Below are 11,775 nucleotides of genomic sequence, written 5' to 3' on the forward strand. Positions count from 1 at the left end.
TGAGACCGGGCGCGCACGATCCGCCTCGCGGCGGCGTCGTGGCGGCCTGCCATGCTACCCGGCATGCGCGACACGGTTGTCGGCCTGTTCGCAGCCGTTGTGCTGATGACAGGAGTGCCCGCCGGCGCCGCCGCGGCGGCACCGGCACCGCCACCCAGACTCGACGTCGCCGCCGCCACCGCGGCGTTGGCGCACCAGCAGATCCACCGGGCGCCAGGGGCGATCGCCTGGTTCGACGAGGACCTGGTGCGCGCCGAGCTGACCGACGACATCCGCATCCTGGTCGCGCCGTTCACCGGCCGCTACGGCAAAGGCGGCAACTACGCGGACGGCGACGCGCACCTGGAGCAGGTCCACCGGCCGCTGAGGAGCTGGGCAGAGGCGCAGGGGCTCACGCTGATCAAGGTCGAGGGCCTGTACGCGTCCAACCTGGACGGTGGTGCCGCGGTCCCGTCGAACATCGCAGAGCTGCGCCAGGTCACCGCGTACCTGGACGTGACCGACACGGTGCTCGCCCTCGTGCGCGACGCCAAGGGGATGCCGGCGGAACAGGCGTTCGCCACCGGCTACCACCCCGACGACGTGGTGGCACCCACCAGGCAACAGGTTGACGAACTGGCCGGGACACTCGCGGAAAGCCCGGTCCACGACGCGCCCGGCCGTGCCGATCCCGTCGCCGACACCCTCGCCGAGCACAGCTCGGCGACGTTCGGGGCCACCGTCCGGGTCGCCGCGTTCCCTGCCCTGCGGCGTGGCCAGCCGATGGTCGACTACGCGCCTGCGCTGGCCGAGCGGTTCCCCGACGACGTGATCCTGGTGAGCTACGGCAACTGGCTCGAGGTGGCCGCGCCGGACCGGCTGCGGATCACCTCGGCGCGGGACTTCGCGTACGGGCGGTATCAGGGCGCTGCGCGCCAGGGCGTGGTGATGACGAACCGGATGAGCACCGTGCTCGAGCGGTATCAGCTGCTCCGCGACGACAGTGCGTTCGCCCGCCCGCTGCCGGAGCCGTTCGACCTGGCGGGGGAGATCGGCGAGCTGGCTCCGTGGCTGCTGCTGGGTTCCTCGGTCGTGCTCGCCGCCGCGTCACTAGGGCCGTGGTGGTTTCGCCGGCCCCGGGACCGGGCGTCGCGGCTGCGGCTGGCCGGCGCGTTGACCTTCGCGGACATCACGGGGTTGGGCGCCGAGCTGCTCGCCGCCGAACAGGAGACCGGCGCCGACGTGTCCGCCGCGTGGGAGCGGCACACCACCGCGCGTCGGCTCTACGAGCAGGCACACACCCAGGAGGCGATGGCCGAGGTCCGGGAGATCTGCGCACAGGGCGCGACCATCCTGCACGGTGTCCGAGGTGGACGGTGAAACGACTGATCTCCCTGCTGGCGCGGCGGCGCTGGTTCGGGCTGCCGCGTGCGCTGAGCCTGGCGCTCGTCGTCGTGCTGACCGGCGCCCTCGTCATGTACTGGCCGGTGCTGTTCCCGTCGGCGCGGGTGCGTGCGGTGGTCGAAGGACTGCGGACCGGGTCCGTGTACGTCGAACCGGGCGCGCCGGGGGTGGTGGATCCGGACCGCGCCCGCAAGGTGGTCGGCGACCGGCCCATCGTGGTGGCCATCCTCAACGAGGAGCCGTTGCCCGCGAGCGGCCACATCAACGGCCCGGACTACGAGTTCTGCGAGGACGTCGCGCGGCTGGTGTCGACCAGCCTGGTCGCGGTGTTCGCGGTGGACGAGCACGGGGTGTACGAGAGCTCCTACTGTGACGGCGCCGCCTTCCCCGGACAGGGGGACTGGGGCTTCTACGTCGACGTGGTCTCGACCGCGCAGACCGCCTGGACCTACCGGGCCACCCCGCAGGACCGCACCCCGGAGATCGAGGAGTTCGCGCTCGCCTTCGACGTCCTGGCCGCCGAGCGGTTCCCGGCGGGGATACCGCGCCGGGGCAGCGTGCCAGACCAGCTCGCCTGGTGGCAGGGCGTGCTGGCCGTCATCGGGATGGTCGCCGCCACCGTCGCGCTGTTCCTGTCGCTGCGGTTGCTCGGCGGGGCCCTCCGCCGACGCGGCACACAGCGGGCTGCGCTGACGCACCGTCGTGCGGCGGCGAGCGCGCGGTTGTCCCGGCTGGCCGACCACGTGCTGCACACCGAGCGCCCCACCGATCTCGCCGAGGCCGGCCGGCTCGCCGACGCGGCCAGGAGCTATGTCCGCCTTGTTGGCCGGCATGACGACGCCCACGACCCCGCCGAACTCGACGTGGTCGAGCTGGAGTTGGCCGAGCTGGAGCGAGAACTCGGCCTGGCTGAGCGGAGTTGACGACCATGCGGATACCCGGGGCGGGGGCGCGGCCGTGAAGAAGATGTCCGAGGAGACCGGTCCCGTCGGCGTGCTGGTGGCTGTCGGCGTGTGTGCGGTGGGCGTGGTCGGCCTGGCGATGGCGATCGGCGCGGTGGTGCCCGCGGTCGGTGACGCGATGAGCGTGAAGAGCACCGGGATCGGCGGCATGTTCGGCTACCTCTTCGGCGCCGTCCTCTTCGGCTCGCCCAGCGTCCTGGGGCTCCGCGCACTGCGCAGGCACCGGACCGCCGAGCGGGTGCTCGCCGCCCAGCCGCGCGACGAGCAGGCGGCACTGGCAGGCAGGCCAATCGTTCCTCTGCCGGACGGGCTCGGTCTCACCGCCCGGTGGCTGGTGGCGGTGCCGCTGATGCTGCTCTCCGTGTCCCTGCCCTACGTCGGCCAGAAGGTGCTGACCGCGTGGAGGTGGGTCTCGTCCGACGAGCGGCCGCTCGACTTCGGCCAGTCAGGCCGGACGTTCACCGGCGAGTTCTGGGCCGCGCTGTCCGAGAACTGGCAGCTGGCGGCCCTGCCGGTGCTGGTCATGGCCGGCTTCCTGGTGCGGAGAACGGCTTTCGGGGCCTGGCCGAGCGCGTGCCGGTACACCGCCCTGATCATCCTGGTACCGGCGATCCTCATCTCCCTGTCGTTGGAGAAGCCCGCCGTCTGGCTGCGCGACGCCGCGGTCGCCGCGGTATTGATCTGGTTGAGTTACTCGCTCGCGCGGTTGACCCTGCACGTGCTCACCCGCCCGGTCGCCTGCGATGTCGTCCGGTCCACGCTGGAGATCCTGTTCCCGTTGCCCGGCCAGCGACCCCGGCTGCGGCTGAAGCACGACCGCCTGGTGCTGGACCGGCTCCACCAGTACCCGTGGCTCTCCTGGTTCGACGACGGGCCGAATCGCCTTGTCCTGCCGTGGCGTGAGGTCCGTGACGCCCAGCTCGACGAGCAGCACGACGACCGGAGCTGGGTGCCGATCGAGGGACAGAGCCGGACGGTCGCGGTGCCTGCCGGGCCCGCGGTACGGATCACCGGTGGCGACGGGACGTGGCTGGTACCGACCGACACCGAGCTGACCGCGCACACCATCGTCGCGGTGATCAAGAACCGGGCCGGGTAGCGGAAACCGGGCTAGGTCGAGGCCGGCTGGCTCTCGTGGTCCTGGCCACTCGGTGCGGTGCCAGGCACGCGGTCGAGTGCGGCCGCGCAGGCGGCCTGCATCCGTGCCGCGACGGTGGGACCGCTCGGTGCCGGTTGCCGACGGGCTCGTGGCCCGAGGTGGGTTTCACGGAGTTCGTCCATGAAGACCTCCCACAACGGCGGGCCGCCGACGGCGAGCACCTCCGCACGGGCGGCGTGCACGTCGGTCACCGGGAGATGCCGGGTTCCCCAGACGTTGAGCTGGGCGAGGACGGGCACCAGCTGGATCGCCTGCTCGGTCAGGTTGTAGGTGACCTTCTGCTTGTGCGAGGGATCGTCGGCCTTGGTGAGCAACCCGTGGTCGACGAGTGTGGCGAGCCGGTCGGCGAGGACGTTCGAGGAAATCCGCTCGGGGCTCGCCAGTAGTTCACGGAAGTGCCTGGCGCCGCCGAAGATCACGTCACGGAGGACCAGCAAGGTCCAGCGGTCGCCGAAGATCTCCAGCGACAGGTTGATGGGGCAGTTCGACCGCGTGTCCTTCCGCACCGCACTCACCTCCGAACCGGTTGCCTTTACGCACCATTGTGCCCTACTGTGCAACTGGTTGCGAAAGAAGAGCAGTTTGGGCTTGGGCGTGACGCCGGCGGACCCTGCCCGAGGTGGTGTCGCGTGAGTGGCGCGCTCCCGCAAGGACCACTGCCATCGCATCACGGCGAGAACCCCGCGGACATCCACAAAGGACGGTGTACATGAGTACCCAGCAAGCGCCATCGAGCCGGAACAGTGCGACCCCCACCCTGGTCGCGCTGTTCTTCGGCGTGTTCGTGATGGGCTGTGCGGAAATGCTCGTGGTCGGTGTGCTGGACTTGATCGCGGCCGACCTCCGCGTCTCCGTCTCCGCCGCGGGCGCGCTGGTGACCTCGTTCGCGCTGGGCATCGCGATCGGTGGCCCGGTCTTGACCGTGCTGACGATGAAGATGAACAAGCGGACCGTTCTGATCGGCGTGCTCTTCCTGTTCGCCGTGGCCAATCTGGTTCTGGTGTTGGGCTCCGGCTACGGGTTGTTCCTCGCGGCGCGGTTCTTCGCGGGCGCGGTCGAGGGTCTGTTCATCGGTGTCGCGTTCGTGACGGGCATTTCGATGGTCCCGCCGGAGCGTGCCGGCAGGGCGATCTCCATGATCATCTCCGGTGTCACGGTGTCGGCGGCGGTGGGGGTGCCGCTGGGCACGCTGGCCAGCCAGGAGCTCGGCTGGCGCGGCTCGTTCACCACTGTCATCGTGCTCTGCGTGGTCGCGCTGATCGCGACAGTGGCGCTGGTTCCGTCCGTGCCCGTTCCCTCCGGGCCCGGCGCGGGTCGCGGCGCGGCCGGCCAGGCCAAGTACGCCTTCGCCCCCCGGGTGCTCGCCATGCTGAGCCTGAACGTCGTGGTGTTCGCGTCGCTGTACACGGCCCTGACCTACATCGTGCCGTTCCTGCGGGACGTCACGGGCGTCACCGGGGCAGTGGTCAGCGTCTTCCTGGTTGCCTACGGCGTGGCCACCGCGGTGGGCTCCTTCGGCGGCGGCCGGTTCGCCGACAGAAACGCCGCACGCGCCTTGCTCGTCGCGACCACCGGCACAGCGGTCGCCCTGCTGGCGCTCTACGTCGTCGGCTCCATGCCGGTCCTCGTGGCGCTTGTGCTGCTGGCATGGGGGATGCTCGCCATGAGCATGGCCCCGTCGCTCCAGCTCCGCGTGGTGACGCTGGCCGGACCCGGCGCCGGGTTGGCGTCCTCGCTGCCCGCCTCCGCGACCAACGTGGGCATCGCGGTGGGCTCGGCCGCAGGCGGGGTGGCGATCAGCGATTTCGGCCCCTCGGCCCCGGTGATCACCGCGGCGATCATCGGGGTGGTCGGCATCGTGCTCGCCTGGGCCACCAGCTACCTCAAGCCGCCGGTCGTCGAGAACACGACGGAGCCGGCTGCCCAGCCGTCCTGACGGAACGTCGGTGTCTACCGCGGACATCGCGGACGGTCACCCGGGGATCACGCCAAGGCGGCGGGTGTGCCCCTGATCGTGCCGGCGCGGTCAGGTGGGCGAGGTGGCGGCGATGTCGTTGGCGGCGACGAAGCCGAAGGTCATCGCGGGGCCGATGGTGGAACCGGCGCCCGCGTAGCCGCGGCCCATGACCGCCGCGCTGGCGTTTCCCGCGGCGTACAGGCCGGGGATGGCGGTGCCGTCCTGGCGGAGCACTCTGGCTCGTGCGTCCGTGCGCATCCCGCCCTTGGTGCCGAGGTCGCCGGGGACGATCTTGAACGCGTAGAACGGCGGTAGCCACAGCGGCGCCAGGCACGAGTTCGGACGGATCGCCGGGTCGGTGTAGTAGTGGTCGTAGGCGCTGCGGCCGCGGGCGAAGTCGGTGTCGGTGCCGGTGCGGGCCAGGTCGTTGAACCGGGTGACCGTCGCTCGCAGGGTCCGGGACGGCATGCCGATGGCGGTGGCCAGGCCGTCCACGGTCGACGCCCGGTGCACGGCTCCGGACGTGTACCAGTCCCGTGGCAGCGGGAAGGTCGGCACGACGTCCTTGAACAGGTACCGGTTGCGGTAGTGCTGGTCCACGATCAGCCACGCGGGGATGCACGGGTCCGTCGGGTCGCGGTCGTACATGACGTGCACGACGTCGCCGTAGGGCGCGGCCTCGTTGACGAACCGCTCCCCGCCCGCGTCGACGATCAGGCCACCGGGCAGCGTGCGTTCGGCGAGACAGAAGTAGGGCGCGCCGGGCAGCGGGATGGCCGGGCCCCACCAGGCGTCGTCCATCAGGTCCAGGGCCGCCCCGGCGCGCTCGCCCGCCAGGATGCCGTCGCCGGTGTTCTCCCGTGCGCCGACCGTCCACTGTGTACCGGTCGGCTGCTGGTGGTACTGGTCGCGCATGGCGGCGTTGTGCTCGAAGCCGCCGGAGCCGACGATGACCCCGCGCCGTGCCTTGAGCACGCCGGTGGTGCCGTTGCGGGACACCAGGACCCCGGTCGTCCTGCCACCCTCGAGCACCAGGTCGAGCAGCGGGGTGTTGAGCCACACCGGCACGTTCGCCGCCAGCAGCCCGGCCCGCAGGCCGCCCGCGAGCGACTGTCCCATGGTCAGCGGCTTCTCACCGCGGAACGCCGCGGCGGTGCCCCTGGCGAGGCACTCGGCGGCGACGGCCGCGCCGCGGGCGTTGACCGAGGACAGGGCGAGCCACTTGTAGTCGGCGCTGAACACGACCATGCCCGCCGGGGTGGCCAGGTACGGCGGGTTCAGCCGGGCCAGCTCCGCGCCGAGGACGTTGCCGTCCAACTGGTCCGGCTCGATCGAGCGCCCGCCCGGCATGCCGCCCGGCAGTTCGGGGTAGTAGTCGCTGTACCCGTCCATCCACCGGAACCGCAGCGGGCTGTGGTTCATGACAAAAGAGATCATCGCCGGGCCGTTGCCCAGGAAGGCCTGCTGCCGCGCCGCGGGCACGGCCGGGCCGACCACGGCCGAGAGGTAGCTCGTGGCCTTCCGCGGCGTGTCCGGCACGCCTGCGGCGAGCAGGACTTCGTTGCACGGCACCCAGATCCCCGCTCCGGAGCGGGCCGCCGAACCGCCGAACGTCGGCGCCTTCTCGACCACGACGCAGCTGAGTCCGCGGTGGGCGGCGGTCAACGCGGCCGTCATGCCCGCGGCGCCGGCACCGACCACGACCACGTCGTACTCGCCGATCACGGGTGTCGCGGCGGCCGCGACGCCGGGATCGGCCATTCCCGAGGTCAGTGCGAGCGTGGCGCCGGCGGCGGTGCCACGAAGAACCTGCCGACGGGACAGCTGCCCGCCGGGCCCCACGGAGTCGGACATGGCAGCAATCTAGAACGTGTTTCAGCACTATGACAATCAAGTTGCTCCTTCTGGACAACAACTGCTGGTCCGAGTGCTGAAATCTGTTCTATCTCGATGGGGGAGCCGCAGGGCGAGCAGTCAATGTCGAGGGATCGGCGACGCGGGGACTGGGGTGGCGGTAGGTGGCCGTGATCACACTATCGATAATGATAATCATGTCAAGTTAGGGTGGTGGTGGTGCGGCGACGGCTCGGGGACCGGTTCGCCGTGTGCCTGCGCTGTGGAGCTGCGACGACACCTGTCGTGTGCCCCGCTGCGCGGCCGACCGATCGCAGACCGGCGGCACCGGTCCGGTGTCCGCGAAGGTCGAGACCTGAGAGGAACGAATGTTGCGCAACGAACGGGCGAGACCCTGGCTGGTCACCGCGGTGGCTGTCGGGTTGCTCACCGTCGGCACGGCGACGACGGCGTCCGCCGAGGACCGGTTGGTCCTCGACCATGGCCACATCGATGCCTTCACCCTGACGTGGAACGACGGCACGCTTGACCTCCAGCTGCAGGAGGACGTCACCGGCAGCCACGTCCCGCACGCGCCGGAGGACGTGCTGTTGCGGGTCAAGCCGGAATCGGCGCTCGAACTGCCCGACCCGGTACCGCCGTCGCTGAGTTTCCTCGGACAGCCGGGGGACACCGTCTACTACCTGCCGCAGACCCAGGATCCGGAGTTGCTCTGGCCCGGGTGGAGCACCGAGCGCATCCCCGCCGGTCTGTTCACCGATCCACTGCGGATCCAGGTGACGGACGTGACCGGGCCCGGTGACGTGTTCCTGTGGCAGACCGGGTCGTTCGGCGGTCCGGTCTCCGTGCTGGGCGGCGGTTTCCAGCTGCCGGGAACGATCTCCCCGAACGTCAACGTGCACGCCCACGCCAACTGGGCGTTCACGGAGGAGGGCACCTACTCGTTCACCGCCGTGGCCAGTGGTGACCTGGCGGCCGGTGGCACGGCGACCTCGGCGCCCAGGACCTACACCTTCCAGGTCGGCGACACAGCAGAGCCGGCGCCGGTCACGACGTTGAGTGTGACGGGAATGGCGGATCACTACCACTCTGGTGACGTGGTGACGTTGTCCGCGGTGCAGGATCCGGCGACGGGGTTGGACCACTATCACTGGTTCACGCGGGCGGCTGGTTCGGACGAGTGGGTGATCGTGCCGGATGCCGCTGGTGCGGAGTACAGCTTCACGGCGACCGCCCAGCACGACGGGCTGGCGGTGATCGCCCGGTTGTACGACCACGATCACGCGGTGGTGGCGGAGTCGGAACCGGTGACCGTCGTGGTCGACGACCACGGTGTGCCCGAACCTCCGGCACCGGCCAGTCAGGACATCGAGGTCACGCTGTCCGATGCGGCCGGTGCGCTGGTGATCAGCGTGGACCCGGCCGACCGGCGGGTGCGGATGAGCGATCTCGCGCTGAGCACGTCCGGGGACCGGTGGGTGTCCAGCGGCGATCTGCGGCCGGTGACGGTGACCGACACCCGGTTTTCGGCGCCGGGTTGGTCGGTGTCCGGCCAGGTTGGGGATTTCTCCAGCGGTGCGGAGAAACTGCGGGGCGGCAGTCTCGGGTGGACGCCGGTCGTCACCCAGCAGCCGACGGCCGCCGGTGTCCTGGCCGGACCGTCCGTCGCTTCCGGCTTCACCAGTGGTGACGGCCTTTCGGTCGCCGGCATCCTGGCTTCGGCGGCGCCGGGCAGCGGTGCCGGAACCAGCAAGCTCGGCGCGGGGCTCACCATCGAGGCGCCGACCACGCTGAGGCCGGCACCTACACCGCGACGATCACGTTCACGGTGATCTGAGCGAGTTCTCGTGGGTCTGGGTGCCGGGACGAGTACCGGCACCCAGACCGCTGTCTGCTCTCATCCGTTCGAATCGGAGGTTCAGTGACCACGCTTCCGCGAGCCGCGGCGCTCGCCGTGCTGGCCGTCATCCTCAGTGGACTGGTCGCGGTGGCGCAACCCGCGGGCGATGCCCCGGTGACGTGGGGTGTGGTTCCGTCGGGTCCGGACGGGCCGAACGGCCGCACTGCCTTCACCTACACGCTCGAGCCCGGCGGCGAGGTCACCGACGTGGTCGGAGTCATCAACTACACAGAGGCGCCCCTGTCGTTGCGGGTGTACGCGAGCGATGCCGTGCGCGGTACCGACGGCGGGTTCGACCTCCTGCCGGCCTCCCGGACGTCCACCGATGTGGGCGCGTGGGCCGAGCTGGGCGAGGAGGACGTGACCGTGCCACCCCGGTCCAGAGTGGACGTCCCGTTCCGCGTCACCGTCCCACGGAACGCCACTCCCGGTGACCACGCCGGCGGGATCGTGGCGAGCGTGCGCACAGAAGGGGACACCGAGGGCGGAACCGTCTCTGTCGACCGCCGGGTCGGTGCGCGGATCTACGCGCGGATCACGGGAACGCTGAACCCGTCGCTTGCCGTCACCGACCTGCGCGCATCGTTCGACGGGTCGCCGGCCGGGTTGCCAGGACAGGTTCGGGTGAGCTACGTCTTGCGCAACAACGGAAACCTCCGCCTCGTGGGGCGGCCGTCGATTCGCGTGAGCGGACCCTTCGGCCTCGGCGAACGCCGACTGGCCGGGGAGCGGCTGGCAGAGCTGAAACCCGGCGACACGATCCGGGTGTCCACTGTGGTGCCGGAGGTGTGGCAACTGGGCAGGCTGAGCGTCGAGGTCACCGTCTCCCCGGAGGCGTCCGGCGATCAGGAGTTGCGGCCACCTCCGGCCGCGGCGGTCGCTTCGGCACGCATGTGGGTCGTGCCATGGCTTCCCCTTGCCGTCGTCGTTGTCGGTGCCGCCGCGGTGGTCTGGTGGCGTCGGCGTGCTCGCCGCTCGACCGTGTCCGAGTCAGCGAACGTTAGTTGAAAACGATAACCGTGTGTATTACGCTCTGGGCGACATCGGGTCGGGGATAAGTCGATCGAGTGGCCTCCATTCGGCCGTATAGGTGACGCGCTGTGCGCGAGGGGGAGAGACCTTGTCGTTGACCAATCCGACCCGGCCTGCCGTGCTGATCGCGGTGGCGGCCGCTGTAGTGGTAGTGGCACCGCCCGTCGCGGCGGGGGATCCCGTGACGTCGACCCAGTCCGAGCACTCCCTCGACACCGGGCCGGTCGACGTCGCGGCGATCTCCCTCGCCGACGACGCGACGATCCGGCTCGGTGCCGACGATCCCCGTGGGGTGCCGCAGGACCCGGAGTCGCTCGTCTACCGCACCGCCCGGGATCGGGTGGAGGTCGGCTGGGACACCGAGGGCATCGGGGCGGGCGAACTCTACGGCGACACCGTCCACATGCGACTCCTCGCCGCGGAGGGGCCCGCCGCTGTCAGCCTGGTGGCGCAGGACCTGCCGGTCGGGAAACGGGGCACCACGACCTGGACGTTCCCGGAGCCTGGTGACTACCTGCTGACCTTCGGGGTCGAGGCGAACCTGCTGACCGGTGAGCCGGTGCGCACCGAGGAGCGTTACACCGTCCAGGTGCGGCCGTCGCAGGACGCGGGTGTCGAGCCGGTCGAGCCATCTCCGCCGCCCACCACCACCCGTGCGGAGCCCGCGCAGGAGCGCGTGGCTCCGGCGCCGGCCGCACCGCGGGCGGCAGCACCGGCGCCGACCACCCCGGGGCGCGTCGTGCTCGACGAGGGGCATGTCGACGCCGTGGCGCCCCGGCTGCTGGACGGAAAGCTCCAGATCCAGGTCAAGGACGGCACGACGGTCGGCCAGGCAGCCGGCAAGGTGCACTGGCGCGAGCCCGGCGACGTCGTGTTCCACGTCAAGCCCTCGGCCACCGCCGCGCTGCCCGACGACGCCGGGCTGTCCTTCCTCGGCAAGCCGGGCGACAAGATCTTCCTTCTGCCCCAGCAACAGCAGGCCGGTGTCCTGTGGACCGGCTGGTCAACCGAGGAGCTCCACGCCGCCCAGGTCGCCGGACCTGTCACCTGGCGGCTGACCGGAGTGGACGGGCCGGGTGCGTTCGGCATCTTCACCACCGGGTCGTTCGGCGACAGCTCGGTGGTCTTCAACAGCACCGACGGCCTGCCCGACAGCCACTCCGTCGCCCTCGGCACCCACGCGCACGCGAACTGGGGCTTCGCGAAGCAGGGCGTCTACCGGCTCACCTTCGACACATCGGTGACGCTGACCGGTGGCGGTACGGCCCGCGACACCGCGACCTACACGTTCGCGGTCGGCGATGTCGACCCCGGCGCCGTCGCTCCGCCCGGCGGTGGCGACGGGCCGGGCGGCGGCAGTGGCAGTGACAACGCTCGTGGCAACGGTGATGACACCCGTACGCCCGGCCTCGCCAGCACCGGCGCCAGTGGGGTGCTGCCGCTGGCCGTTGGCGGCGCGGCTCTGCTGGGACTCGGCGGTGCGGTGGTAGCCGTGGGCCGCAGGCGTGGAAGGTCGGAGAGCCGATGA

At 70.9% G+C, this 11,775-nt stretch carries 9 protein-coding genes; 7 read left to right on the forward strand and 2 right to left on the reverse strand.

The features are described 5' to 3' along the window. Positions 1-63 precede the first annotated feature (63 nt). From FHR82_RS24315 to FHR82_RS24325, 3 genes are read left to right on the forward strand one after another with little or no spacing between them, the layout of a single operon-like run. Positions 64-1,359 (forward strand): hypothetical protein, encoded by a 1,296-nt coding sequence (locus tag FHR82_RS24315; RefSeq protein ID WP_184812823.1) that lies wholly within the window; start codon positions 64-66, stop codon positions 1,357-1,359. Then, complete coding sequence (locus FHR82_RS24320) at positions 1,356-2,306, forward strand: hypothetical protein (RefSeq protein WP_184812824.1); 951 nt, start codon at positions 1,356-1,358, stop codon at positions 2,304-2,306. The genes FHR82_RS24315 and FHR82_RS24320 overlap by 4 nt, the downstream gene beginning before the upstream one ends. Before the next feature lie 34 nt (positions 2,307-2,340). After that, the gene (locus tag FHR82_RS24325) at positions 2,341-3,444 is read left to right on the forward strand and encodes a hypothetical protein (protein ID WP_184812825.1); all 1,104 of its coding nucleotides are present in this window, start codon (positions 2,341-2,343) and stop codon (positions 3,442-3,444) included. Positions 3,445-3,455: 11 nt separating this feature from the next. Here FHR82_RS24325 and FHR82_RS24330 read toward each other — a convergent pair whose 3' ends face one another. Beyond that, a complete protein-coding gene (locus tag FHR82_RS24330; protein ID WP_184812826.1) occupies positions 3,456-4,010 on the reverse strand; it encodes a winged helix-turn-helix transcriptional regulator in 555 nt (184 codons plus the stop codon). A gap of 203 nt (positions 4,011-4,213) precedes the next feature. Here FHR82_RS24330 and FHR82_RS24335 point away from each other — a divergent pair, with 203 nt between their 5' ends. After that, on the forward strand, positions 4,214-5,440 hold the full coding sequence (locus tag FHR82_RS24335) for an MFS transporter (protein WP_184812827.1): 1,227 nt from the start codon (positions 4,214-4,216) through the stop codon (positions 5,438-5,440). Between the two features lie 90 nt (positions 5,441-5,530). On the opposite strand, the gene kstD is transcribed toward FHR82_RS24335, so the two are convergent. After that, positions 5,531-7,315, reverse strand: a complete 1,785-nt coding sequence (kstD, locus tag FHR82_RS24340; protein WP_311771248.1) for a 3-oxosteroid 1-dehydrogenase — start codon at positions 7,313-7,315, stop codon at positions 5,531-5,533. Positions 7,316-7,683: 368 nt separating this feature from the next. On the opposite strand from kstD, the gene FHR82_RS24345 reads away from it, so the two are divergent. From FHR82_RS24345 to FHR82_RS24355, 3 genes are all read left to right on the forward strand, one after another. Beyond that, positions 7,684-9,147: a choice-of-anchor M domain-containing protein gene (locus FHR82_RS24345; RefSeq protein ID WP_184812828.1), complete on the forward strand. Its 1,464-nt coding sequence runs from the start codon at positions 7,684-7,686 to the stop codon at positions 9,145-9,147. Positions 9,148-9,236: 89 nt separating this feature from the next. Beyond that, positions 9,237-10,223, forward strand: coding sequence for a WxL protein peptidoglycan domain-containing protein (locus FHR82_RS24350; protein ID WP_184812829.1), 987 nt, complete (start codon positions 9,237-9,239; stop codon positions 10,221-10,223). A gap of 112 nt (positions 10,224-10,335) precedes the next feature. Further along, positions 10,336-11,775 (forward strand): choice-of-anchor M domain-containing protein, encoded by a 1,440-nt coding sequence (locus tag FHR82_RS24355; protein WP_184812830.1) that lies wholly within the window; start codon positions 10,336-10,338, stop codon positions 11,773-11,775.

This window comes from Actinophytocola algeriensis, assembly GCF_014203735.1.
Lineage (GTDB): Bacteria > Actinomycetota > Actinomycetes > Mycobacteriales > Pseudonocardiaceae > Actinophytocola > Actinophytocola algeriensis.

What these genes read in the sequence shown, in the direction of transcription:
- FHR82_RS24335 (WP_184812827.1), top strand. Translation starts at nt 4,214, where the DNA reads ATGAGTACCCAGCAAGCGCCATCGAGCCGGAACAGTGCGACCCCCACC.
- FHR82_RS24345 (WP_184812828.1), top strand. Translation starts at nt 7,684, where the DNA reads ATGTTGCGCAACGAACGGGCGAGACCCTGGCTGGTCACCGCGGTGGCT.
- kstD (WP_311771248.1), bottom strand. Translation starts at nt 7,315, where the DNA reads ATGTCCGACTCCGTGGGGCCCGGCGGGCAGCTGTCCCGTCGGCAGGTT.
- FHR82_RS24315 (WP_184812823.1), top strand. Translation starts at nt 64, where the DNA reads ATGCGCGACACGGTTGTCGGCCTGTTCGCAGCCGTTGTGCTGATGACA.